This window comes from Chryseobacterium sp. UF-290 (genome assembly GCF_058245615.1).
The window spans coordinates 265,163-290,111 of the sequence record NZ_JBSICB010000006.1 but is presented as its reverse complement, the minus strand read 5'-3'; the positions used below and the strand labels follow the sequence as shown (position 1 = coordinate 290,111).

Here is a 24,949-nt window from a genome sequence, read left to right as displayed (position 1 = left end):
AATATTTGCAGTGGTAAAAAGAGAGGAACCTTTTGTAAATTTAATAAGATATAATTTGCACATGTCTTAGAATACACGAATGAAAAGGATTCGTGTATTAGCGGCAATATGACAACTCTGTAAATTTTCCCGCAGATCACACAGATGATGATGAAAAATCTGCGTAATCTGTGTGATCTGCGGGAGATAAAATAATATTTAAGAGATACACAGCATCCTATTTTATCTGCGATAAAATCTTTACACCTTAAAAATACAGCCTACAAGAAAATAACTGCGCCTTTGCATTTTTCCAACAACATTATTCATGTTTTTCATAGAATCTCCAAGAGATACCACATTTTCACTTCTTTTGGTCAGGTATTTGAAGGTTTTTATCATAATGTTTTTGATTTATAAAAAAGCTTTTCTTTTTAATAAGTAACCAACCACTTAAAATATTATATTATGTCAACAAAGAATCTCACCCACCTCGAGGCGATCAAAAAGATCAAAGAATTGTCGGAAAACGCAAAAATATGCATGTTCTGTACAGAATTGGAAACTGTTCCCGTCAATTCACGACCGATGACGTTGCAGGAAACTGATGACAGCGGAAACCTCTGGTTTATCAGCAGCGGAACCAGCAATAAAAATTTTGAAATAAAAGAAGACCGCAGAGTGCAGTTATTTTTCATGAATAATAGTGACTCACAATATCTTTCCGTATATGGCCAGGCATCTGTTTATAAAGATAAAGCCACCATAGAAGAAAAATGGTCTCCTCTGGCAAAAGCATGGTTTGACGGAAAAGATGACCCGAATGTAACCATTATCCGTGTAGAGCCCCAAGAAACCTATTATTGGGATACAAAAGCCGGAAAGCTTGTAAGCTTATTCAAATTTGTTACTTCAGCCATTACCGGAAACAAAACAGATAATTCTGACGGCGTTGAAGGGAATGCCACAATATGAAAAATACAGTTTATCGGAAAGCGGAAAGCCTCTAAGAGCCTTAAATAAGCCTCTCAGGAAGAATAAAGGCTTACAAAATATCTATTCTTATTTTTGCCACTAATACGCAGGAAAAATTCGCGCATTAGTGGCAAAATAAAAATATACAGAATTGGCTGAAAATTCCTGATTACATCTATTCTTAAAGATAATAAGTTATTTTAGATTTATTGTGTCTTTACACTCTCCCATCTAAAATAGTCTGACAGCATACCATTATTTATTCTACTTCAAAAATAGCCTGGATCTCCACTGAAGAGTTTACGGGAATAGATGAAGCTCCTAATGTCGCTCTTGCATGTTTACCTTTCTCTCCGAAAACTTCAACCGTCAGGTCTGAAGCAACATTCATAAGATCAGCATGCTTACTAAAATCATCTTTCGTATTGAAGATCCCTGTCAGCTGGACACATTGTTTTACCCTGCTCAAATCTCCACCCACAGCTTCTTTCAGAACAGATAAAACATTGAGCATGGTTACCTTGGTGGCTTCCTTTACCTGCTGCTCACTGACCCCAACGCCCAGTTTTCCCGGATTGAATATTTTCCCATCTTTTAAGGCTACCTGATTGATGAATACAAGATTTCCTGAACGAACAAACGGCTGGTAGTTTCCCGCAGGCTTGGGAACCTGTGGAAGGGTAATATTTTTTTGTTTTAAGATCTCATTGAAATTCTGAGAGTTTTCAATAATTGGGCTGCCTTTTTTAGAGTGAGTATCTTTTAAGGCCAAAGCTACTTTTGCAAAGTGCTTCCCCTGAAGCTGGGCAATACTTCTCTCTCCTTTTGTAGGTCTGTCAACATCCTTTAAGGAAGCCATACTGGTAATTCCAAGAACACTGTTTCCTTGTGGAATGGCTTTATTCAGTTCTTCTGTTCCACGAATTCCATTAGATACCAATACCATTCCGTGTACGGCAAGGCTGTTCCAGAATGCCTGAAGTGCCAGTTCTTTACCTGCTCCGCTTCCTGCAGACATGAAAACGGTTGCCGGAACGCCTTCCAGTCCATGGTCGGTCCACAGCTGAACGGTTTTGGATAAAAATTCACTCATTCCGGTACTGATATTTCCGAAATAAACAGGTGAGCCAAAAGCTATTCCGTCATAGCTCGTCAGTTCGTCTACCGTTGCCACAGGCAGATTTTTCAGTTCCGGATTTTGAGACGCTTTGACTAATTTGATATAAGGAACGGCATTGTGTTCACTTTCAATTCCTTTGGCTATTTCTTTAGCCAGTTCATAGGTTCCGCCATTGTCTGAATGAATCAGAACCAATATTTTAGCTTTATTTTGTGCCATGATGCTGGTGGTGTTAAATAGTAAAATTAAAATAAAAAAAGAACATAGTTTTTTCATTCTGAATAAGATATAAATTGATAGTACAAAATTAATATTGGCGTTTTTATTAAATTTGCCAATATATACATCTAAAACGACAGCATGAAATGTGGACTGATTGAAAAAACGGAAAGCCAGTTTGTAGACACTATTGAGAAAGAAGCCTATGTATGGTATGAAAAAGACTGGAAGCATGATGATTATGAGCATAGGCATCACCGGGCACAGCTTACTTATGTGGAAGAAGGCTATCAGTATTTTCATATTGATCAGAAGATCTATATTGTTCCCCAATATCATGTGATCTGGATACCTTCCGGAAAAGCCCACAAAATAACTTCAGAAGCAAAAACCGTAAATCTGATCGTTTTTCTGTTCAGGTCGGTCTTTGAAGAAGAATTTTATCAGAACGTTCATGTATTTGCAGTTCCGCCAGTCCTCAAAGAAATGCTGCTGTATGCTTCAAAATGGAACAAATCTTTAGCTGAAAATGAAGAACAGGATATTTTCTTCAAAGCTATTTTAAAAAGCCTTCCTAACTTCTGCAGAGAAAGCAACAGGCTGGAAATTCCCGTTCCTGCTGATGCCAGGCTGATTCCTGTATGTAATGAGATCAATTCCAATTTTAAATATAGCTTGGATATCGATTCTTTAGCAGAAAAAGCTCAGATGTCGGTAAGAAGTCTTCAGAGGATCTTTAAGAATGAGACAGGCATTACTTTGCAAAAATACCTTCAGCTGACAAGAATTTTAAAAAGCATCGAACTGATCGATGCCAGACAATATACCTTAAGTGAAATTGCCTATAAAGTAGGCTATAAAAGCTTATCAGCCTTTACTTCCTCTTATTTTACCGTAATGAAAGAAAAGCCAAGACTGAATAAAAATAACGGGGTTTCATCATGAGGCATGATTGGGTTCACTGGAGCCTTTTTTCTCAGTTCTTCATGGTCTCTGGCAATAATAAGGTCATGGCTCCCTGTGATCAGGGCATATTGATTTTGCGTTCCATTGTTTTATTTTAAGATTAAAAGCCTGTTGAGCTCGCTTTTAAAGCACCCTAAAATAAATTCCGTATAATATAGCTGGGCATTCAGAGCTTGGGTTTTGGGGTGCAGTTCCAGTTTTTTAGTAAGGATGATCTCATTTTTATAGGAAAATGAGAAATAAGCAAAAATCTTATACCCGGAATTGCGGATTGGCGTAAAGTATCCTGTAGTCGCGATGGACCAGTCAGATTCATAGAGCCTGGCTACATTCAGGGCCATTGTCTCCGCAATATTTTCTGAAACACAGTCACATTCTTCGGCTTCCTGTCTGTTTACGTTCAGCAGTCTTACTTTTTCCGGTAAGGTATAGGCTGTCATTCCGCCTTTGTAAAACATAGAAGCATTCGGCATCTGTGAGAAAGCCAGCTGCAGGCATCCTGAAGTGACGCTTTCGGCAATTGAAATAGTTTCATCCGTTGTTATGAGGGACTGGCTTATATATTCAAGGAGATTCTGCTGAAATTCCATAGTATTATATTTTTATTAAATGATTGTGGTTTATAATTTATATTAAAAGCCTGGCAGCTTCTACGGGTCAAGGACTACCTTTGCACATCCGTCCTCTTTTTTATCAAAAATTTCATAGCCTTTATTTACGGCTTCAAGAGGTAAATTATGGGTAATAACATCATCAGGAGTAACCTGTCCGGTCTCTACATAGCTAATAAGAATTCTGGGATCATCAACGGTATCACAGGTAATATTATCCGGTGAATGAAAAACGGCTGCTTTCATAATCTTTTAGGTTGTGATGTATTTTAAAACAGTTATTAAATAAGGATGATCTTACAGTCTCAATCTGTTCTGTTTTCCAGGATGCTAAGAAGCCTGTTGACATATTCTTCTTCCTTCAGTACTTTATAATAAGCGGTCTTGGCATATAAAGTAAAAGAAGGAGACTCAATTCTTATTTCAGTATCCATATCAGCGGTATCCGTTATGTTTTTAGTGTGAAACTCACGGATATGAAGGAGATATTCTTCCATATAAGTATCTATTACTTTTTTAAGGATCTCACATTTTGCGTTGTTTTTTATCTTTTCCAAAGACTTGATCAGAAAAGCAGTAACTCCGTATGAATTGATAATAGGCGGAAACAAAGATTCATTTTCTATTGCATTATTTTTATCATTCAGCCCGGAATGCAGCAAAGTATCGTTTTCAAAAATCATATTTCAACATGGTTATTAATTGTTGGAAGCTTGTAAATACTGTTCAAAATAATGGAGGTCATCTTTGTCTTTAATGGAAAGATAGAACATGATCTGTTCCGGTTCTTTTAGTCCGATACTGTTGAAACAGTCAAAATGAGCGATCAGCGCCTGGATATTCTCAATATCTATATTTTTTAAAATAACGAATAATAAAAAGACATTATCCTTTATTTCTTTGGCATAGATGGCGGCTCCGTCCTCAAACCATTTTCCGTTATTGGAAACTCTGATGAAGTCTTTATGCTTCAGGGTTTTTATTATATTCTGACTGTCCATATATTTTGATTTCATGGTTAAATAAGCCATATAGCTTTGTTCTATATGGCTTATAATTGTACGTTAGTCTTCTTGTTCTGCATCAAGATTGATGGATGTTTCTTCTTCCTGAAGAGTTCTTTTGAGAAGGTCTGCTGCTTGATCATGTCCCGGCCCCATTGTTGGCAGGTTGATCTAAACCTTTATAAGTTGCAATGAATGCTTTACTTTTTGTACCACAATGATCAGACCTGCATCTCCTGTTGAAGCCTCCTTCCTCAATAGATTTAATAATTTTCTCTCCTTTCAAAGGTACGACTGAATAACTCACTTTTTTATGACTTGAGTCATGTTGATCAATAATTAATATAAAATCTTTCTGTTTTTTATCTGGATGCTGCCTACCTTTTCCATTTTTTTCAGGGTTCTGATTACTGTTTCTACACGTAATCCTGTAAGATTGGCAATCTGTTGTCTTGTCAGTCCCACCTCAAAGCAGGCATCGCAGATCTTGTCATCATAGCTTTTAAGATAGTCAAGTAAACCTTTCAAACGCTGCACAGGATTATTTGAGGCCATACTTTGCATCATAATAAGTTTATAATAGAGCTGCTGGGAAAAACAGGCGTTCATTTCTATGGAAAGCTCAGGATTTTTCTTAAGCATTTCTATAAAATTACTTTTGGGCAACCTTATAATTTCAGAACTCTCAAGACATATAGCATTCGTAGGATAAGGTTTGTCAAGGAAAAGCAGCGGATCTCCAAAGCTTTGATTTTTCCCTAAAATATTATGTATAAATTCTTTCCCATCATCATTATAATTGTTGAGCTTTACCTTCCCTCTAATGATCTGAAAATAATACAGCGCATGATCACCCTCTTTGAAGATTATTTCTTTAGGCTTATAAATTTTATCTTCTGCACCGAATAAATGCAGAATGTTTTCATCGATATTCATACAGCTTATCGTTTTCATAATTTTATAGAGTATTTATTTATAGGGGAAAATATAAAGTTGATAATAAAACCTTTTTTAATATAAAATCTTCCGGTTTTCAATTTTTGAGAATTTTGTTTTTTCCATATGTTTTATCGTTATTATGGCTGTTTCCACACATAGCCCCGTAAGGCTTGCCATCTGCTGTCCCGTCAGCGGAACCAAGAAAACGGATTTTGTGATGAAATGTTTTGCATCATAACGAATTTGTAAAATTGTTTTTGGTGCTATTTTCTTCTTTGTCTTAGTAAAAATATTATGGATAACTCCTTTGATATAAATGCAAAAATCAAACCTTGCCAATTATTCACAATGTTAAATAAGGTTAAAAATGGTAACTAATTTAAACACATTTTAAAATACGAACCTATTATTTATTATTAAATAGAATTAAAATTTACATTTTTGATACCACACGATCATTTATTTCGGTTTTTCTAAAACAGGTAATAAAACCCGTTTCATTTTTATGAAAACGGGTCTTTATATCTATGACGGGAAAGTCTTATTTTGGTTATTTTAGCAGTATCCTGACGATTGTTCTTTTTTGCAGTTCGGGACAATGAGCGGCTGCCACAATGAATTTCATAATAGTATATTTTATTTATGGTACATCAAAAGTAGCCTATTATTTATCAATTATTTATGACTTAGATCATAATATATTCATTGATTATTTTGCAAATTTTTTAGTGCCTGCAACACATAAAATAACCCCTACGGTAACTCCTAACATACCTATACTTACCTGTTCATGAAGCAGGTAGGCAGCCAAAGCCAATCCAAAGAAAGGCTGCAATAGCTGAAGCTGTCCTACAGTAGTGATTCCGCCTTGTGCCAATCCCTTATACCAGAATATGAACCCTATAAACATACTGAATAAAGAAATATATCCTAATCCGAACCATCCTTTAGCACTTACCGTTTCCAGATTTTCCGGAAAATAAATTATTAATAACGGAAGCATGACAGGGAGAGAAAGTACGAGTGCCCATGAGATCACCTGCCACCCTCCTAATGTTTTTGACAGCTTCGCTCCTTCCGCATATCCCAATCCACAAAGAATCACAGCCAGAAGCATAAGGATATCGCCTATTGGAGAGGCTGAAATTCCTTGAGAAAACGCATAACCAATTACTAAAAGACTTCCGATCACTGAAAAGAACCAGAATATAGGATGGGGTCTTTCCCCTCCACGGAATACCCCAAAAATAGCTGTAGCCAGGGGAAGCATTCCCAGAAATACGATAGAATGGGCCGAAGTCAGATATTGCAAGGCAAGGGAGGAAAGCAATGGAAAACCTATCACACAGCCTATGGCAACCAGAACTAAGGAAAACAGCTGACTTTTTGCAGGACGCTTTTCCTTATAAAATAGCAGCACCGAAAGAGCAAGTATTCCCGCGATCACGGCACGGGCAATCGTTACGAATATAGGATCCATTTCCATTACAGCCAGTTTGGTAGCAGGCATTGAACCGCTGAAAAGCAGTACTCCGATGAATCCGTTGATCCAGCCATTTACAGCCTGGTCCTTTGAAATTGTATTTGTCATCATTTTTTTAAGTTTTAATTGATGGGTTCAAAATTAAAGAGGAAAAATGGATAAACACAGTATCAGTTTTGTATATTTGCATGAGCACAGTTTAACATTATGAGTAAAGAATTTTTATATACTGAAATCGCAGATGGCATTGCAAATCAGATCAGGAATGGTGTTTTAAAAGCCGGAGATAAGCTTCCGTCAGTAAGAATGCTTTGCCAGGAGCATCAGGTAAGTATGAACACGGCAAAACGTGTTTTTCTGGAGCTTGAATCACAGTCTCTGGTAGAATCAAAGCCTCAATCCGGCTATTTTGTAAGCCGGCTGCTTTCCGTAAAGCTTCCTTTGCCTGATGTAAGCCGCCCGTCATTGATCGCCAATAATGATGAGCCTGATGAGCTGATCAGTAAAGTATATGAAAATATGGGAAGGAAGGATCTTACCTTTTTTTCGATCGGAATTCCATCCGGGGACCTTCTCCCGCAGGCCAAGCTGAAAAAGGAGATTGTGAATGCTATCCGTGAACTGAAAGAAGGCGGAACAGAATATGAAGAGCTTCAGGGAAACCTTAAATTAAGAAGGATGATCGCCGTACGTTCCCTTCAATGGGGCGGAGACCTTAAAGAACAGGATCTGGTGACCACCAACGGGGGAATGAATGCTCTTTCCTTCTGTCTGATGGCATTAGGTAAGCCGGGCGATACAGTGGCTATAGAAAGTCCCTGCTATCCCGGAATTTTACAGCTAGCCAACGGATTGGGTTTAAAAGTTCTGGAACTCCCTACCCATCCTACTACAGGAATAGAAATTGAAGCCTTAAAAAAATTAATTCCCAACATAGATCTCTGTCTTCTCATTCCCAATTTCAACTCTCCCCTTGGAAGCTGTATGCCGGACGAAAACAAAAAGGAAATCGTGAAAATATTATCGGAAAACAATATTCCGCTGATTGAAGATGATGTATACGGAGACCTTTATTTCGGATCATCCCGTCCAAAATGCTGTAAGTCCTTTGATCATGACGGAAATGTACTGTACTGCAGCTCCATTTCAAAAACACTGGCTCCCGGATATCGTGTAGGCTGGATTGCTCCGGGAAAGTACAAAGATAAGATTCTGAAACTGAAGCTTCTTCATTCCACATCTTCCATTTCGATCGTGAATGAGGCCGTAGCCAACTTTTTGAAATCAGGGAAATATGAAAAACATCTTCAGCAGCTTCGTAAAACCCTTCAGAGTAATTATCAGAATTATGTGCAGACCATTGCTGAATCATTTCCTGAAGGTACAAAGACCAGCCGTCCGCAGGGAGGACTTTCCCTTTGGGTAGAATTTGATAAAAAGATCCGTACTACAGAACTTTATGACCTTGCCATTAAACAGAATATAAGCATAGCTCCCGGAAGAATGTTTACCTTCCAGGAGCAGTTTGAAAATTGTATGAGACTTTGTATCGGACTTCCGTGGTCAGAAGAAACGCAGGCAAAGCTCAGACAGGTCGGAAATCTTGCAAAGAAGATTTATTAAACCTTTATATTATTTGTTATCCGGAACGAAATTTTTCCTTGCCAGCTCTTTTCTTACACGGCTTAAGCTTTCAGGAGTAATGCCCAGATAGGAAGCGATCATCCATTGCGGGACCCTCAGCAGCAAATCCGGATACATTTTGATGAATTTCATATATCTTTCCTCTGCGGTCTCTCCCAGTAAAGAATTAATCCTGTTCTGAAGACTTCTGATGTGCTTCTGAAGCAGGAAGTCACTCCTTTCGATACTGTTCGGAAATTGTTCTACCAGTTTATTGAAGAAATCAGGGTGAAGAAACAGAACCTCCGAATCTTCCACGGCTTCTATATAATAAATTGATTTTTCATTAAAGTAAAGGCTGCTTCGGTCAGAAATAAGCCAGCTTTCCGGAGCAAACTGTATAATATGCTCCTTCCCGTTCTTGTCTATGGAATACATCTTTAAAAGCCCCTTTTCCACAAAGAATATATGCCTGCAAATTTCGCCATACTGCAAAAGAAATTGATTTTTAGGAATCTTTTTTACTTCATAATGAAGGCTGCAGGTGTTCACATTTTGAAGCGGAACATTTAAAACCTTGGCTAAATAATTATTGATATTCTTCATGATACGATCTGGCTTAAAGAAATGTCCTGGTGCGAAGCGCTGTTGACGGGTTTTCCGTTCTCTATAACGATCAGTTGCGGGCTTTCATGCCTGATCCCGAAATCTTCAGCTATTTTATTCGAAATGGGCCTGTAGGCCAGCAAGTCCAGATAATACAGCTCAGGCTGCTGATCTGAACTTTCCACTTCTTTTTCAAAATTCTTCAATACCGTTCTGCTGATAAAGCAACTTGTAGAATGCTTAAATACGGCTATTTTATGGTGGTAGGACTGCTCAATGGCCTTAGCCAGATCCTCTTCAGATTCTATCTTTTTCCAGAAAGATTTTTGATCAGGGGATGATGCACAGTTTCCACCGAATATTTTATCAAAAAAACTCATACATTAAACTGTTTTAAATGATGATCAAGATGCTTATATTCTAAAAATTCCCAGTCTTTTTCAGTCATGTTTCCGAATAATCTGTGGCGATCCGGCAGCTTTTTGTTTTCGCAGGCTGCCCGGAATTCCTCCAGCGTTTTCAGCAGATTGGTTTTTGATTCATCAAAATCACATTCAAAATTAACGATTAGTTTTTGAAAAGTAGGCATGTTTCTGGGAATTCCGTTATTGAAAACATACATTTCCATTTTTGTAATGATCCCTATTGTCTCAAAAAGAGGATTAATTTTTGGAAGTTCAATTTTTTTCAATGCTACCTGAAGCACCAGATCACAATGCTTAAGCATCTGACATACATTCATTTTCCCCCATTTTCCGGGAGAGTCTTCAGAGAGTCTGGAAATTCTGTCTACGATTTCCTTATAATATACAGGACTGTTAAGATATTTCTTTACCAACCTTTTTCTTTCTTCAGATTTTCAATATGAGCGAAATGATGATTACAATGCCATACATATAAAGCAAGGCTTTCCCTTAGATCATAGTTCCTGTTGTGTTCAGGATGGTGAAACGTTCTTGTAAACTGCTTATTGGTAAGGCTTTTAAGAAGTACCACCCATCTTTGGTGCGTTCCTTTCAGCATTCTCATTGCCGGTTTTACAGGCATATGGAAGCTGTCCTGAAGTTCCGCCCATTTCGCTTCGTCATAAGGTTTAATAGTAGGATTATCCTCTGTCAGGGCCAGTTTAAAACGGATAAAGCTATTCATATGGCTGTCTGAAAGGTGATTAACAAGCTGCCTCACCGTCCAGCCTCCTTCTCTGTAGGGAGTATCCAGCTGATCATCCGAAAAATCTTCAATGAGGTTTTTGAGTCTGCCGGGAAAATCTTTAATCACTTTGATGTAAGCGTCCAACGTGGTGTCACAAATGTTTTCCGGAGTTTCAAACGGTCCTATTGGAAACTTCTTTTTCTCTAAATCGCTCATTATTCAGGTTTTTACTTTTTAATTATTGTCGATTTGTCCGGTCATTAACTTTGAGACAAATTTTAAATTACTGTTTGTGTAAATTTATCAAAAATTCAAGAATCTTAAATGAAGAAAGCATTAATTGTATTTATATATAATAAAGAATGTTTTTACCGAATAATAAAGGCTTCAGTTTCATAAAACTGAAGCCTTTATTATTTAAAATGATAGCCTTATTAATAACCATGTAAATCAATGTCCTCCGTTCTTTGTAAGGCCACTTTTCTTCCCATCTTTTTTTGAATCACTCTGAAATGCTGCAACTCATCATCTGTCAGAATACTGATAGCAGTTCCTTTTTCGTTAGCACGTCCTGTTCTGCCTATACGGTGAATGTAATCTAAAGGAGAGCGTGGCAATTCGTAATTGATAACACAGGGTAAGGACTCGATATGAATTCCCCGGCCAATTAAGTCCGTAGCTACCAGAATCTGAGCCCCGTCCACTTTAAATTCTTCTAAATTATTTCTACGGGCGCCTTGTGACTTCTGACTGTGAACGGCCACTGCTTTAATTTTATTTTTTTTAAGTTTTTCCACCAGATTATCTGCAGATCTTGTGGACGAAACAAATACCAAAGCCTTTTCAACTTTTTTTTCTTTAATTAAATAACGTAAAAAAGGGCCTTTCTTTTCCGGAGAAACATGGTACGCCAGCTGCTCGATATTATCAATTTCAACCTCTTCCTTTTTTATTTCAATAATAACCGGATCAATGGATAAACGTTCTTTCATTTCAGAAACTTTATCATTTAAAGTCGCCGAGAACAAAGTAGTCTGCTTTACTGCTGGCATTAGAGCGAAAAGCTTATCCATTTCTTCACCAAAACCTAATTGAAACATTTTATCTGCCTCATCAATCACCAAATGCTGAATTTCTGAAATACTCAATGCATTATGATCAATTAAGTCTAATAAACGTCCGGGAGTTGCTATAAGAACCTCCACCCCAAACATTCCCTTCATCTGTGGATTGATAGAAACACCACCATAAACAGCCATTGTACGAATCTCCCGCTTTAAATTTCCTGTAAAAGCTCTGAAAACTTCATCAATCTGAATTGCCAATTCACGCGTGGGAACCAATATCAAAACCTGAACGCTACGGCCTTTTTTAGCTTCTGAATGTTGCAGTTTCTCTAAAATGGGCATTACAAAACACGCCGTTTTTCCGGATCCTGTCTGCGCAATTCCCATCAGATCTTTCCCCTGCAAAATAACAGGGACCGCCTGTTCCTGAATTGGAAATGGCTTTAAGTAACCTAATTTTTTGACAGAACGAATAATATTGTGTGATAATCCTAAAGACTCAAATGACATAAAATACTTATTTAGTGCAAAGGTAAGCTATTGATATTTGGTTTATACCCCAAAAACACGATACTTAATAAAACAAAGTTCAGTTATTTTACCTTCTAAGTCCTGATTCCATCAGTATTAAGAATTTATATTGCCGATTTGTCCGATAATTTTATTTTGGACAAATTTTTGCCAATTAGTTTTGTAAATTTATCAAAAATTCGAGAAATCTAAATATGAAAAAAGCGTTAATAATAGTCGATGTACAGAATGATTTTTGTGAAGGCGGAGCACTTGCAGTACCGGAAGCGAATGAAATTATTCCCTACATCAATCTTCTGATGGAAGAAAATGAATATGATCAGGTTGTTCTGACACAAGACTGGCATCCTGCCGGACATAAAAGTTTCGCCAGCAGCAATGGAAGAAAAGTTGGAGAGAGTATTATTCTGAACGGCGTTCCTCAGTTTATGTGGCCGGATCATTGTATTCAGGGAACCTTTGGAGCGGAATTCCATAAAGACCTGAACCAGGAAAAAGTAACCCACATCATACAAAAAGGAAAAAATATTGAAATTGACAGCTACAGTGGTTTTCAGGATAATAACCACTTTATGAAGACCGGATTGGATGATTTCCTGAAATATCATGACATTCAGCTGGTGGAAATTGTAGGCCTGGCAATGGACTATTGTGTAAAATTCACGGCTTTGGATGCTGTAGCTAATGGATATGTTACCTGCTTACATTTCAACGGAACCCGTGCCGTAAATGTAAAGCCTGATAACGGCAGAGACGCGATCTATGAAATGATTCAGAAAGGAGTAACAGTACTGGGATAATCATTTTAATGGTGAATGATAAGTATTTGACAATATTGAGCTTTCAGATTCCGCAACTTATATATTTATATTATATAAAGCTATTTATATTATATAAAGCATAAACAAAAAGCGCAGAAGAAAATTCTGCGCTTTTTAATTATCTTAAAATATAGTGTAAAAAGAATGAAATCAATTATAAGCCTGAACCTAAAAATTCATAATTCATCACTATTCTAAAGCATTTTAAGGTTATTCACTTCCAGTTCTGTAAGGATTCTCCAGTGTCCTCTCTTGATATTCTTCTTTGTTAAACCGGCAAACATTACCCTGTCTAAAGCCTCCACTTCATATCCTAATCTCTGGAATATTCTTCTGATCACTCGGTTCCATCCGATATGGATCTCAATACCGATCTCATTTTTAGGTTTTCCTTCAATATAGGAGATCTGATCAACAACGGCTACTCCCTCATCAAGACGAATCCCTTCAGCAATAAGACGTAAGTCTTCTCCTGTAAGTTTTTTATCCAGTGTTACATGATAGATCTTTTTAGCATCAAAAGACGGATGCGTCAGCTTTTTAGTCATGTGGCCGTCATTTGTCAGCAATATAACCCCTGTTGTGGAACGGTCCAATCTTCCGACAGGGAAAAGTCTGTACGGAGAAGCGTTGGCTACAAGATCCATTACGGTCTTTCTTGCTTTATCGTCTTTTGTCGTGGAAATATACCCTTTTGGCTTATTTAAAAGTACATAAACAGGCTTTTCCGGAGTAATGCTTTGTCCGTCAAACACAACTCTGTCCGTTTTCTGCACCTGATAACCCATTTCGGTTACTACCTTTCCGTTGACTTCCACAAGTCCCTGCGTGATCAGCTCATCAGCTTCTCTTCTGCTGCAGATTCCGGAATTGGCGATATACTTATTAAGACGGATGCTGTCTTTATGGACATCCTTTTCGATTTTATTCAGCCTTCTCTTCTGTACAAAAGACTTTGCTCTGTCATCATTTCTGTCCTCGCCATTAGAGGGTCTTCTTCCGTATTTCAGACTGCCTCTTTCATACTTATCTCTTGTATCGAAATTTTTCCCGCCTCTTTTAGGTTTTCCGAAAGATTTTCTCTCATAGCTCTCACTTTTATTCGTGATGTAGGGCTTTCTCTCAGATTTTGAACCCAGATCCTCACTGGAACTTTCGAAGCTGTCCGTATTTCTTTTGAAAGGTTTCTTTTCAAATTTTGAATTGGATCCTTTATGTTCGGGGCCTTTTCGTCCTTCGTCTTTAGAAAAGGTTTTCTTAAAAGGTTTTGATCCTGAAGAATTTCCAGATCTGGAAGCACGAGAATCATCAGAACTTTTCTTGGTTGAAATTCTTGGTCTCTTTGGTCTGTCTGAATTATTATTATCTCTGCTCATTCTAAAAATTTCTGCAAAGATAGTAATTTAGTTACGAGTTAAAAATTAAGAATCATAACTTTGCAGTATAGTTTACTTTTTAACTTTACATACAATTGAAGATGATAACAATATTAGACGATAAATTCTCCCAGCTGAACGATTTCCTTCATGAAAAAACTTTCAGTAAAATTTTTATTCTGGTGGATGAAAATACTCATGAGTACTGTCTTCCTGTTCTTTTAGGAAATATGGAGACAGATCTTGGATTTGAAATCCTGGAGATTGAAGCCGGTGAGGAAATGAAAAATATTCAGACAGCCAATCAGCTTTGGGAAATTCTTACAGAGATGCAGGCGGACAGAAAAGCATTGGTCATCAACCTGGGAGGCGGTGTGATCACAGATATGGGCGGTTTTGTAGCTTCTACCTATAAAAGGGGGATACAGTTCATCAATATCCCTACTACCCTTTTATCCATGTGTGATGCTTCCATAGGAGGTAAAACAGGAATTGACCTGATGCATTATAAAAATATGGTAGGAACCTTTGCATTCCCGGAACAGATCTTTATTTATCCGAAGTTTTTAGAAACATTACCTTTCAAAGGGCTGAGAAGCGGTTTTGCAGAAATGCTGAAGCACGGATTGATTGCTGATAAAGCACATTGGGATCAGCTGATTCAGATTCATAAGCTTGACGTAGCCTCTGTAACTCCCCATATTCAGACCTCTATGGATATCAAGCAGGATGTGGTGGAAAAAGATTTCCATGAAAAGGATATCAGAAAAACACTGAACTTCGGACATACCATAGGCCATGCTGTTGAAAGCTTATGCCTGCAGCAGGAAAACCCTATCCTTCACGGAGAGGCGGTAGCTATGGGGATGATCGCAGAAGCCCATCTTGCTTATCTTGAAAGCCTTATTTCTGAAGAAGATTCTAAAATAATCATTGAAAACATCCAGAGATATTATCCTTATTTAGATATCAGCGATTTTAAGGATGAAGATATTACCGCATTATTGATGAATGATAAAAAGAATACCGATAGCAAGATCAACTTTTCCCTGCTTTCCGGAATTGGCTCATGTACCTATGATCATCAGTGCAGCCAGAAAAACATCCTTGAAGCCATCCATTTTTACAGAAAACTGAATGACGCCTGATATGAAATTCAGTAAATTATCTGATTTTAAGATCGGTTTTGACAAAATTGTCAATTTAGATCTTTTCTAAACAAATGTTTAATTAAGTTTTTAATTTGCTGTAAATCAGAATACTAAATATAAAACCATTTGTATATCAAATGGTTTTTTTATTGATTTTACTCATGAAAAATGTTTTTGGCAAGCAATTTGAAAGATACTCTGCGTTCAACTGAAAATGTTGACAAGTAGTAAAATTTAAAATTAAGAAAGAGTAAAAAATTAAAAATTTAAAGTTATGAAAAAGTTAATTTTAGGATTAGCATTAACTGCAGGAACATTAGCGTTCGCTCAACAGACAACTTCTTCCAGCCCGGTATCATTTGGGGTAAAAGGAGGAATGAACGTATCCTCACTTTCAAAAGACAGTGGTTTAGATGATCAGAAATCTAAAATCGGTTTCAATGCAGGTGTATTTGCGAACATCCCAGTAGCGACTTCATTCAGCATCCAACCGGAGGTATTATACTCACAATATGGTAATAAATCAGACTATACTTTAGCGGGAACAAAATATTCGGCTTCTACTAAGTTAGATTATATTACAGTACCGGTAATGTTCCAGTATAATGCGCTTCCTAACCTTTATTTAGAGGCTGGACCGGAATTCGGGTTTATGGTAAGTGCTAAGAACAAATTCAAAAATGAATCTACCGGACAGTCATCCACTACTGATAATTACAAAGATAATTTAAGTACATTCAACTTTGGTATCGGTCTGGGTGCAGGATATTACTTCACTCCAAACTTAGGAATCACAGCCAGATATGTTGCCGGTCTAACGGACATCGCAAAAGACAGACCTGGCGGATCTGATGCTATCAGAAATAATGTATTCCAGGTAGGATTAGCTTATAAATTCAAATAAGCTTACCCATTCACTAACAAATTTTTATATTCAATAAAGAAGATCAGATTAATTTTAGTCTGGTCTTTTTTTATCCAACGGTTAAGAGCCTGTTTAAATTTGTATTAAAATATTATTTCTCGCTGATTTTGCAAATCCCGCTGATTTGATTTACGAATAATGATCTGCTGAATCAGCAAAATCTGCGGGAAAATAAAAAAATAAAGCGTTCAATTAATTATACAAAATGATTAGCAATTTAAATTTAAACAAGCTCTAAATATTATATTTTCCAAATAAGCTGATACTTCAACAGATGACTGTATCATTTAGCACAGCCATCTTTGTATTGACTTTGAATGAATGAGCTATTTATTAATGCAATGGCGGTAAATAGATAGGTATAAACGATGGCAGCTGACATCTTAATTTTTTGATTTTTTAAGCCTTTAAATGGTAAATTATGTTAAAGGAATCAAAAAGTTATCAATATAAAAATTTTAAAAACAAATATTTTTTTAGTTATTTAAAGTGTAAAATCATTAAATATAGACACTTACATATAGTCTGAATCTTAATTTTATTTTTTTGGCATATTATTTGATAGTTAACAAAATGTTAAATAAAACTTAAAATAACTATTAAATAAAATATCTATGAAAAAGATTCTTTTAGGTCTTGCTCTTGTAGCCGGTACTTTTACTTTCGCTCAGAAGACAGCTTCTACTGCTTATTCATCCCCTGCTAGATTTGGTGTAAAAGCCGGTCTTAATATTTCCAGCCTTTCTGATAGTGATTCCAATTCTAAAGCAGGATTCTATGGAGGTGTATTTGCCAATATCCCTGTATCTCAGGACTTCTCATTTCAACCAGAGGTATTATACAGTGGAATGGGCGCAAAAGCTAAAGAAGATAGTGATGTAAAAGTAAATTTAGATTATATTTCAGTTCCATTAATGCTTCAGTATAATGCTTTACCTAACTTATATCTTGAAGCAGGACCTCAGTTCAGCTTTCTGATCAATTCAAAACTGAAGTATAAGTCAAGCTCTGTAGACGCTAAAGATCTGTTTAAAGGTTTTGATTTTGGTCTTGGTCTTGGTGCAGGATATTATTTTACACAAAATATCGGAGTTAGCGCAAGATACGTTGCAGGTTTAACGGATGTTTTAAAGAACAGACCTGATCTTTCTGAAGACAAATCTAAAAACGGAGTATTCCAGGTTGGTTTAGCTTACAAATTCTAATCACTGGTTTAATCTTCACTGATAACAAATTTTATATTCATAGAACCGGATTATTTATTTAATCCGGTTTTTATTTTTTATATTTCAATATATATAGAATTTGTTTAAACTTTCATAAGAATCATAGCTATTTTTTTGACTTGAAAAAGCTTTTATTCTAACCAACTTCAGTCCACTTAAGTTAGTTTAAAATGATACTGTATAAAAAGTTCACATAAGAAGGAAATCAAAGATTTTCATAAAGCTCAAGTATACTTATTATGCAGTAAGCTTGTGACTTAAAAACAACTTAGTGTTTAATCTTTTTTGGGGGGCATTGGAAAAGTTTAAACAGCTTTATAATAAGAACAGAAAAACCACAGCATTTTTTTTGGAAAATTTTAACGTTTGGCAAGAAATTTGTGTTTTGTGTATCAGTTGTACCCTATTCCAAACGTTTCCAGCTTACAGTTTCCGGTTTTCCTCAGGAAAGATATGTTGATCCGGTTTTTTAACCCCAATTTACCCTTCAAAGATCGGAATATAGATCCATCAGCTTCTATTTTGATCACTGTAGTAAAGTAAACGCTTGAAATAAAGAGTGGAAAAATAATAAAAATACATTTTGATTTCAATAGAAAAAGTCAGGTTTATTCATTTAGGCCTGATTTTTTCGCATATACCGGACAAGTTGAAAACGGATCATGAAGAGAATACAGCCATATGAATGTGAGTTTGTTCTTTCGGTTGAATCATAGCTATTTTTTGACTTGAAAAAGCTTTTATTCTAAACACTTAAGTCCACTTAAGTTAGTTTAAAATGATACTGTATAAAAAGTTCACATAAGAAGAAAATCAAAGATTTTCATAAAGCTCAGGTGTACTTATTGTGCAGCAAGCTTGTGACTTAAAAACAACTTAAGCGTTTAATCTTTTTGGGGCTTTTTTGGGGGCATTGGAAAAGTTTAAACAGCTTTATTATTTTAAATTATCGCTTATTTAAATTATACACATAAAAGCTTTTTTAGTTTTAAAATGTTTTCAAAAAAATGATCTTAATGATAAGTTTTCATATAAAAAACAGTTAAAAGCATAAAATAAAATCATAATAAAAATCTTTGCGACAGGCCTTAAAATAAGACTTTTTCAACTTTGGCAAGCAATTTGCAAAATAATTCAAGTCTGATTGATAAATCATTCTAAAAAAGCAAATAGTAAAATTAAAAAATAAAATTATGAAGAAGTTATTTTTAGGATTAGCATTAACTGCTGGTACATTAGCTTTCGCTCAAGAAACAGAAACAAAAACAGTAAATGCATCACCTCTTAAAAAAGATGTTCAGCCGGTTAGATTCGGTATTAAAGCGGGTGGAAACTCTGCTTATTTCAGTGAGCAGAAGTTTGGGATGAACAGCCAGAAACTTGGTTTCCATGCAGGTGCGTTTGTTAATATTCCAATCTCTAAACAATTCAGCCTTCAGCCGGAAGTATTATATAACCAGATGGGAGCAAGAGATGTCGCTTATTCTACAGAGACTACAACAGGAGATACTACGGTAAAAACTAAAGGAGAAAATAAAGTTACTATGAACTATATTTCAGTTCCTTTAATGCTTCAGATGAGACCTGTGGATAATTTCTATATCGAAGCAGGACCTGAGTTCAGCTACTTCATCAACGGTAAAACCAAGGGAGAAGCGACTGTATCAAGCACTACAGGAGGGGTTACTACCACTACAACGCAATCTCATTCTGAAGACCTTAATAAAGATAATATCAATAAATACAACATTGGTTTAGGTCTTGGTTTAGGATATGATATTACCAATAATATCGGGATCAGTGCAAGATATACAAACAGCCTGACAAAGATCGATAAAAGCAGACCTGCTGCTGAAAACAACAACAGAGTATTCCAGTTAGGTCTTAACTATAAGTTCTAATCAAAAAAGAAACCAATTTTTTAACCCGGATGCAGATTTCTGCATTATACAAAATAGCCTGAAGAAATTCTTCAGGCTATTTTTATCATTAATCTATAAAGGTTTATTCAAATATCCTTGGATCATCACTGATCACTCCATCTATTCCCATTTCTTTCAATGCCTTTAGCCGCTCTTTAGAATTAACGGTCCAGGGTATTACTTTCATACCTAACGCATGACATTCCTGTACCAATTCCGAAGTTACGAGTGTATGATCCGGGCTATAAATGGTTGGAGTAAAGCTCAGAAACTTCATATCTCCCGCCACACCACTCAGATGATCAGGATATAGCTTGAATTTCTCTGCCGGTATATTATTGAAATGGGCCTGCTGCTGTGCCAGCTTTTTATCATCCACTTTCTCTACCAGTAAAGCGGTCATTATCCCGGGATACTCCTTGTGGATGATTTCCAGGGTTCTCGGATCAAAAGACTGAATAATCACCCGGTCCTGTATCCCTTTTTCCATAATGATCTTCATCATCAGATCTACAAACTCTTTCGGTTCCGGATGAAAGATATTATCAGAGAAAGGACGGGTTTTGGTTTCTATATTGTAAAAAGGCAACGGTCTTTTCAGCTCACGGGAATAGCTCTCACAGACATCTATTACTTCCGAGAAAAGAGGTTTACGGGCCTTCATTTTCTTTTGATCGGGGTAATTGCTGAGTTTTTTTAAGCCTACATCAAAGGTTTGGATCTTTGCATAGGGCATATCATAAATTTTATAATAAAACCCGGAATCTTTTGGAATATAGGTTCCGTCAGGTTTGGTAATCAGCTCAGGGGAAAGAAAAGCATCGTGGGAAAGAATGACCTTTTTATCTTTTGTAATGGCCAGGTCCATTTCCAGCGTAGTAACATTCATTTTCAAAGCATTCTTCATAGCCGGAACTGTATTTTCGGGGTATAGGGATTTTCCTCCCCGGTGCGCCTGCTTATCAAACGATTGTGCGGAACATAGCTGAGTCCACACAATAAGAATGCCTGCAAAAAATATGTTTTTCATATCCTCAAATTTTAATCCTATAAAATTAAAACTTGCATATATACTGTATAATACCGGAATATTAAGCTTTTGCTACATTTATATGATACCGTGAAAGAAGGCATGTCACTCTGAATACAGGCTTGAAGGCTGCGAACGTGGTTTAAAAGCGGAATGAAGAATCTCTGAGATTTCCTCCTTCCCCTGAATAACATATAAAAATATCTTGTGTAATAAAAAAGCCAGGTGAATGTACCTGGCTCATTTGTTATATTGAAAATAAAATTAATTGAATAATTCTACCTCCTCTCCTTTTCCTACCGGATATTCTTCTGTAAAACATCCGAAGCAGTGGTTGGCAGATCCTAAAATATCCTTAAGATTATCTATGCTTAAAAATTCTAAGGAATCTACTCCCAAATAATTTTTGAGCTCTTCCGTAGACATATTCGCAGAGATCAGATCATCTTTTGACGGAGTATCAATTCCCAGATAGCATGGAGCAATGATCGGCGGAGAAACACTTCTGAAGTGGATCTCTTTCACCCCTGCATCCTTTAAGATCTTCACCAGTCTTTTGGATGTTGTTCCACGAACGATAGAGTCATCGATAATCACGACCCTCTTATCTTTCATTTCGGAAATGATCGGGTTCAGCTTAAGGTTAACCACCCTTTCTCTCATTTCCTGGGTAGGAACAATGAAACTCCTTCCGATATATCTGTTCTTGATCAGAACAGGACGGAAAGGGATTCCTGAAGCTTTTGAGAAACCAATAGCAGCCGGAACTCCGGAATCCGGAACTCCAATAACAAGATCAGCATCTACCGGAGACTGCTCCCAGATTTTCTCTCCAGATTTTTCTCTGATCTCGTAAACATTAATGTTTTCTAAGGTAGAGTCAGGTCTTGCAAAATAAATGTATTCAAAAGAACAGATCCTTTGTTTCCCTTTGGCTTCATCCATCATATAAGACTGAAGTTTTCCGGGTTCATTCTCATTGGTGTAAATGATCTCACCCGGAAGGATATCACGTACATATTGTGCTCCTACGGCATCCAGTGCAACAGATTCTGATGCCACTACATAGGACTTCTCATCTATTGCTCCCAAAACCAACGGACGGATTCCATTGAAATCCCTGAAAGCAAAGAACTTATTTCTTGTCATTCCCACTACGGAATATGCGCCTTCAATTTTCTCCATAGTAGCTTTGATGGCTCCACGAAGACCCAGATCAAGGTTTTTCTGGATAAGTCTCAGGATAACCTCAGAATCGGAAGTTGCTCTGAAAACCACGCCTTCAGCTTCTAATTCCGCCTTCAGTTCTTTCGCATTGGTAAGATTACCATTGTGTGCTATAGAAAGTATAATCTGGTCATATTCGTTTTTGGCGAAAAATGGCTGGAAGTTATATTTCTTTTTATCTCCTGCAGTCGTATAACGGGTGTGTCCGATCGCAGAATTTCCCATAAAAGCTTCAGGTTCCTTAATGTCTTTATAAACATCTAAAACCAGTCCTTCATCCTTCATATTGGTGATCCTCCCATCCTTTAGAACGGAAATACCACAAGCTTCCTGGCCTCTGTGCTGTAATGCAAAAAGCCCGAACTGTGAAAGAGAGAACGTATCCAGATCATTATCCGAGTACAATCCGAAGATCCCGCATTCTTCGTTGGGAGCATCCAGTCTTTCCTCTTCCTGAGTTCTGAAAAGATTCCTTCCGTAAACCTGGTTTTCAAACTGTTTTAAATATTCACTTTTATGAATGTCTAAACTTTTCATTTCTATTTTTTCTAATGATTAGAAGTTAGATATTAGATGTTAGAAATTAGTCTAAGTTAACTTCAATTATAATTTTAAACTTGCTTTTAATGAATAAATCATTTTTTTGAATTTCAGCTAAAAGTTCCTTTAAGGGAGCTATTTGGGTTTCAGCAATAAAACTTTAAGTCAAACATAACTCGAATCTGAGTTTGCGATTCATAGTAGACCCAAACGCAATTCCGGGAAATTGGCAAAACTCTTTTATTATTTCTTCCGGCCCCTTCAGCAATATTAGAGGGTATTGAAACAGCACATCTTCTGATTGGGATTGGAGTACAAACCTTCAGATCCCTTTATCCGATGCGATTTCATACTAATTTCTAAAATTTATTTCCCAAGTAAATTTTTAAGACGGTTGTAGATCTCAACATACGCCTCAGTAACTTCTCCTAAGTCTCTTCTGAATCTATCCTTATCAAGCTTCTTCATTGTATCTTTATCCCAAAGTCTGCAGGTATCCGGAGAAATTTCGTCTGCAAGGATGATCTCACCGTCTGAAGTTTTACCCAATTCGATCTTGAAGTCAACCAGGATGATATTAATTTTATCAAAAAGGTCAATAAGGATTTCGTTGATGTCTGAAGTTAATTCATACATCTCGTCAAGCTCTTCATAAGTAGCGGCCCCTAAGAAAACAGCATGGTGATCATTGATAAGCGGATCTCCCAATTCGTCTTTTTTGTAGCAGATATCGAAGATGGTTACCGGAGATTTGATTCCTTCCTCCACTCCTAATCTTTGCGCCATACTTCCTGCAGAATAGTTTCTCACTACCATTTCCAAAGGAATGATAGATACTTTTCTTACCAGCTGCTCCCTTTCGTTCAATTGTTTGATGAAATGAGTTTTGATCCCTTTTTCATTTAAGTATTCAAAAATAAGGGTAGTGATGGCGTTGTTCATCTCCCCTTTCAGGTCTACCTGACCTTTCTTTTGAGCGTTAAATGCTGTAGCATCGTCTTTGAAACGTACTACTACTTCATCAGGATTATCGGTAGCAAATACTTGTTTTGCTTTCCCCTCGTACAACATTTCTTTCTTTTGACTCATAATTTTACTTTCTAAATTGTAGTTAGATTTATTGATTTATTGTATTATTATTCCTGTTAAGACAGCCAGCCCAAAACTCAGGAGTGTACCAATTAATACATATTCCGTAAGCTTTCTCTGTTTTGCCTGTGCAAGGTCGCTGAACCTGAATACAGATTTGGCAGCCACCATGAAACCTACACCTTCCCAGTGGTTCACCATAATAAAGGTGAATACCAGCAGACGTTCTAAAATTCCGATATATTTCCCGGCACTTGTTAAAGATTCGGTTTGAATATTATTGGGGCCATCCGGAGCGGGCGTCCATGATGACAAGAGTATTTTGATAAAAATAGAAGCCGGTGTTGTCAGAAACAAAGCTGCCATACCTATCTTTAAAAATTTCTGGTTTTGTAAAAAGCTGAAATTAAACTCATCGAAATAAAAAGATACTCCTGCAATAACCAGGACATGAAGCAGCTGGTCAATGAAAAACCATCTTTTTTTCGTTTTTACATTCTGGAACTGAAGCTTTGCCGCATCAATAATGAAATGGGTAATCCCAACCAACACGGCAACCCACCAAAGCTGTAAATCCCAAAGGAGAATAAGGCTTAAAGCGGTGTGAATCAGAACATGAAAGTATAAAAACTTACTTTTCAGTTTATAGTTTTCCTTATCTGCAACCCATGAATTTGGCTGAAGTATAAAATCTCCGAGTAGATGTGCCAATATGAGTTTGATAAAGATCATGCTTATAGTTCTGAGATTTTCTTTCTGAAATACTGGTTGGTTTCCACGATGAGCTCATAGTTGGCTCGTTTCAGTCTCTGGCTGATGGAAGACTGTGAAATAGCAAATCTTTTGGCAAGATCCTCCTGGGTAATATCCTGATTCATGATCATTTCATGGATGATCTCTGCCGTAGCCATAGTCCAGTTGTCAAAATCCTTGGAAGACCATTTCAGCAGGATATTAAGGTCTCTGTCTAAAGAATCGCTGGACGTTTTGATCGCAACGGTATGACCGTCATTTTTCAGGTCGTTCAGCAATCTTCCGGAGTTTACATAAGCGGTTCCGTTAGATTCAGTGATCTTTTCTGAAGAGAAACTCTCCTCACCTATGCCTATAGCTATTCTTACATCCAGGTTTTCCAGACTTTTAATAAGAGATTTTATGGCTAGAAAATGCCAGAAAACGGAATCAATACTGCATTTGAACTGAAACTCATCTCCCCTGTAGATTTCCCATGTGTCAGGAGTGCTTCCCCAGGTTTCGAGAAGATTTTTAAGCTTGGTAATCCAAACTTCAGTGTCCGCATGCTGTGAATTTATAATATCCCCGGTAATGACCGCTATCATACTGCAAATATAAGCATAATTACTTAT

General features: G+C 36.8%; 29 protein-coding genes. 8 read left to right on the top strand and 21 right to left on the bottom strand.

Features of this window, described 5'->3' with window-relative positions:
* Positions 1-240: 240 nt before the first annotated feature.
* Complete coding sequence (locus AC4IF5_RS09995; RefSeq protein WP_490734076.1) at positions 241-381, bottom strand: hypothetical protein; 141 nt, start codon at positions 379-381, stop codon at positions 241-243.
* A 66-nt stretch (positions 382-447) separates the two neighbouring features.
* Between AC4IF5_RS09995 and AC4IF5_RS09990 the strand changes: the two genes are divergently transcribed.
* Positions 448-954: a pyridoxamine 5'-phosphate oxidase family protein gene (locus AC4IF5_RS09990; protein WP_490734074.1), complete on the top strand. Its 507-nt coding sequence runs from the start codon at positions 448-450 to the stop codon at positions 952-954.
* Positions 955-1,213: 259 nt separating this feature from the next.
* Here the strand turns inward: AC4IF5_RS09990 and AC4IF5_RS09985 are convergent, their stop codons facing one another.
* Positions 1,214-2,350 (bottom strand): Atu1372/SO_1960 family protein, encoded by a 1,137-nt coding sequence (locus AC4IF5_RS09985; protein ID WP_490734072.1) that lies wholly within the window; start codon positions 2,348-2,350, stop codon positions 1,214-1,216.
* A gap of 84 nt (positions 2,351-2,434) precedes the next feature.
* Between AC4IF5_RS09985 and AC4IF5_RS09980 the strand changes: the two genes are divergently transcribed.
* Positions 2,435-3,238, top strand: a complete 804-nt coding sequence (locus tag AC4IF5_RS09980) for a helix-turn-helix domain-containing protein (protein WP_490734070.1) — start codon at positions 2,435-2,437, stop codon at positions 3,236-3,238.
* Between the two features lie 110 nt (positions 3,239-3,348).
* Here AC4IF5_RS09980 and AC4IF5_RS09975 read toward each other — a convergent pair whose 3' ends face one another.
* The 7 genes from AC4IF5_RS09975 to AC4IF5_RS09945 form a co-directional block, all read right to left on the bottom strand.
* Positions 3,349-3,849 carry a CinA family protein gene (locus AC4IF5_RS09975; protein ID WP_490734068.1) on the bottom strand — a complete coding sequence of 167 codons (501 nt, stop codon included), beginning with the start codon at positions 3,847-3,849 and terminating at the stop codon, positions 3,349-3,351.
* 60 nt (positions 3,850-3,909) lie between these two features.
* Positions 3,910-4,116 (bottom strand): hypothetical protein, encoded by a 207-nt coding sequence (locus AC4IF5_RS09970; protein WP_490734066.1) that lies wholly within the window; start codon positions 4,114-4,116, stop codon positions 3,910-3,912.
* Between the two features lie 59 nt (positions 4,117-4,175).
* Positions 4,176-4,553, bottom strand: a complete 378-nt coding sequence (locus AC4IF5_RS09965; protein ID WP_490734064.1) for a hypothetical protein — start codon at positions 4,551-4,553, stop codon at positions 4,176-4,178.
* A 15-nt stretch (positions 4,554-4,568) separates the two neighbouring features.
* The gene (locus AC4IF5_RS09960; RefSeq protein ID WP_490734062.1) at positions 4,569-4,901 is read right to left on the bottom strand and encodes a hypothetical protein; all 333 of its coding nucleotides are present in this window, start codon (positions 4,899-4,901) and stop codon (positions 4,569-4,571) included.
* A gap of 112 nt (positions 4,902-5,013) precedes the next feature.
* Positions 5,014-5,181, bottom strand: a complete 168-nt coding sequence (locus tag AC4IF5_RS09955) for a hypothetical protein (RefSeq protein ID WP_490734060.1) — start codon at positions 5,179-5,181, stop codon at positions 5,014-5,016.
* 32 nt (positions 5,182-5,213) lie between these two features.
* Positions 5,214-5,828 (bottom strand): Crp/Fnr family transcriptional regulator, encoded by a 615-nt coding sequence (locus AC4IF5_RS09950; protein WP_490734058.1) that lies wholly within the window; start codon positions 5,826-5,828, stop codon positions 5,214-5,216.
* A gap of 694 nt (positions 5,829-6,522) precedes the next feature.
* Positions 6,523-7,407 (bottom strand): DMT family transporter, encoded by an 885-nt coding sequence (locus tag AC4IF5_RS09945; protein ID WP_490734056.1) that lies wholly within the window; start codon positions 7,405-7,407, stop codon positions 6,523-6,525.
* Between the two features lie 96 nt (positions 7,408-7,503).
* On the opposite strand from AC4IF5_RS09945, the gene AC4IF5_RS09940 reads away from it, so the two are divergent.
* On the top strand, positions 7,504-8,919 hold the full coding sequence (locus AC4IF5_RS09940; RefSeq protein ID WP_490734053.1) for an aminotransferase-like domain-containing protein: 1,416 nt from the start codon (positions 7,504-7,506) through the stop codon (positions 8,917-8,919).
* A gap of 9 nt (positions 8,920-8,928) precedes the next feature.
* Here AC4IF5_RS09940 and AC4IF5_RS09935 read toward each other — a convergent pair whose 3' ends face one another.
* From AC4IF5_RS09935 to AC4IF5_RS09915, 5 genes are all read right to left on the bottom strand, one after another.
* Entirely contained in the window at positions 8,929-9,525 is a 597-nt protein-coding gene (locus tag AC4IF5_RS09935; protein ID WP_047099259.1) for a Crp/Fnr family transcriptional regulator, read from the bottom strand.
* A complete protein-coding gene (gene ytxJ / locus AC4IF5_RS09930) occupies positions 9,522-9,905 on the bottom strand; it encodes a bacillithiol system redox-active protein YtxJ (protein ID WP_490734051.1) in 384 nt (127 codons plus the stop codon). The genes AC4IF5_RS09935 and ytxJ overlap by 4 nt, the downstream gene beginning before the upstream one ends.
* On the bottom strand, positions 9,902-10,363 hold the full coding sequence (locus AC4IF5_RS09925; protein WP_490734049.1) for a DUF1569 domain-containing protein: 462 nt from the start codon (positions 10,361-10,363) through the stop codon (positions 9,902-9,904). The genes ytxJ and AC4IF5_RS09925 overlap by 4 nt, the downstream gene beginning before the upstream one ends.
* Entirely contained in the window at positions 10,357-10,893 is a 537-nt protein-coding gene (locus AC4IF5_RS09920; RefSeq protein ID WP_490734048.1) for a YfiT family bacillithiol transferase, read from the bottom strand. The genes AC4IF5_RS09925 and AC4IF5_RS09920 overlap by 7 nt, the downstream gene beginning before the upstream one ends.
* A gap of 218 nt (positions 10,894-11,111) precedes the next feature.
* The gene (locus tag AC4IF5_RS09915; RefSeq protein WP_490734047.1) at positions 11,112-12,254 is read right to left on the bottom strand and encodes a DEAD/DEAH box helicase; all 1,143 of its coding nucleotides are present in this window, start codon (positions 12,252-12,254) and stop codon (positions 11,112-11,114) included.
* Between the two features lie 215 nt (positions 12,255-12,469).
* On the opposite strand from AC4IF5_RS09915, the gene pncA reads away from it, so the two are divergent.
* Positions 12,470-13,075: a bifunctional nicotinamidase/pyrazinamidase gene (pncA, locus tag AC4IF5_RS09910; RefSeq protein WP_490734046.1), complete on the top strand. Its 606-nt coding sequence runs from the start codon at positions 12,470-12,472 to the stop codon at positions 13,073-13,075.
* A 215-nt stretch (positions 13,076-13,290) separates the two neighbouring features.
* On the opposite strand, the gene AC4IF5_RS09905 is transcribed toward pncA, so the two are convergent.
* Positions 13,291-14,472, bottom strand: coding sequence for a pseudouridine synthase (locus AC4IF5_RS09905; RefSeq protein ID WP_490734045.1), 1,182 nt, complete (start codon positions 14,470-14,472; stop codon positions 13,291-13,293).
* A gap of 101 nt (positions 14,473-14,573) precedes the next feature.
* Here AC4IF5_RS09905 and aroB point away from each other — a divergent pair, with 101 nt between their 5' ends.
* The 4 genes from aroB to AC4IF5_RS09885 all read left to right on the top strand — a co-directional run bounded on the left by aroB (position 14,574) and on the right by AC4IF5_RS09885 (position 19,675).
* Complete coding sequence (gene aroB, locus AC4IF5_RS09900; protein ID WP_490734043.1) at positions 14,574-15,620, top strand: 3-dehydroquinate synthase; 1,047 nt, start codon at positions 14,574-14,576, stop codon at positions 15,618-15,620.
* A 277-nt stretch (positions 15,621-15,897) separates the two neighbouring features.
* The gene (locus AC4IF5_RS09895) at positions 15,898-16,527 is read left to right on the top strand and encodes a porin family protein (RefSeq protein ID WP_490734042.1); all 630 of its coding nucleotides are present in this window, start codon (positions 15,898-15,900) and stop codon (positions 16,525-16,527) included.
* 635 nt (positions 16,528-17,162) lie between these two features.
* Positions 17,163-17,753: a porin family protein gene (locus AC4IF5_RS09890; RefSeq protein WP_490734040.1), complete on the top strand. Its 591-nt coding sequence runs from the start codon at positions 17,163-17,165 to the stop codon at positions 17,751-17,753.
* A gap of 1,214 nt (positions 17,754-18,967) precedes the next feature.
* Entirely contained in the window at positions 18,968-19,675 is a 708-nt protein-coding gene (locus tag AC4IF5_RS09885; RefSeq protein ID WP_490734039.1) for a porin family protein, read from the top strand.
* Positions 19,676-19,778: 103 nt separating this feature from the next.
* On the opposite strand, the gene AC4IF5_RS09880 is transcribed toward AC4IF5_RS09885, so the two are convergent.
* The 6 genes from AC4IF5_RS09880 to AC4IF5_RS09855 all read right to left on the bottom strand — a co-directional run bounded on the left by AC4IF5_RS09880 (position 19,779) and on the right by AC4IF5_RS09855 (position 24,922).
* Positions 19,779-20,726, bottom strand: a complete 948-nt coding sequence (locus tag AC4IF5_RS09880) for a glycerophosphodiester phosphodiesterase family protein (RefSeq protein ID WP_490734038.1) — start codon at positions 20,724-20,726, stop codon at positions 19,779-19,781.
* A gap of 264 nt (positions 20,727-20,990) precedes the next feature.
* Positions 20,991-22,490, bottom strand: a complete 1,500-nt coding sequence (purF, locus tag AC4IF5_RS09875) for an amidophosphoribosyltransferase (protein WP_490734036.1) — start codon at positions 22,488-22,490, stop codon at positions 20,991-20,993.
* A 149-nt stretch (positions 22,491-22,639) separates the two neighbouring features.
* Entirely contained in the window at positions 22,640-22,762 is a 123-nt protein-coding gene (locus tag AC4IF5_RS09870; RefSeq protein ID WP_490734081.1) for a hypothetical protein, read from the bottom strand.
* Between the two features lie 97 nt (positions 22,763-22,859).
* Positions 22,860-23,582 (bottom strand): phosphoribosylaminoimidazolesuccinocarboxamide synthase, encoded by a 723-nt coding sequence (purC, locus tag AC4IF5_RS09865; RefSeq protein ID WP_050020993.1) that lies wholly within the window; start codon positions 23,580-23,582, stop codon positions 22,860-22,862.
* A gap of 36 nt (positions 23,583-23,618) precedes the next feature.
* Positions 23,619-24,314 (bottom strand): DUF3307 domain-containing protein, encoded by a 696-nt coding sequence (locus AC4IF5_RS09860; protein WP_490734034.1) that lies wholly within the window; start codon positions 24,312-24,314, stop codon positions 23,619-23,621.
* A gap of 2 nt (positions 24,315-24,316) precedes the next feature.
* Complete coding sequence (locus AC4IF5_RS09855; RefSeq protein WP_490734032.1) at positions 24,317-24,922, bottom strand: SatD family protein; 606 nt, start codon at positions 24,920-24,922, stop codon at positions 24,317-24,319.
* Positions 24,923-24,949 lie beyond the last annotated feature (27 nt).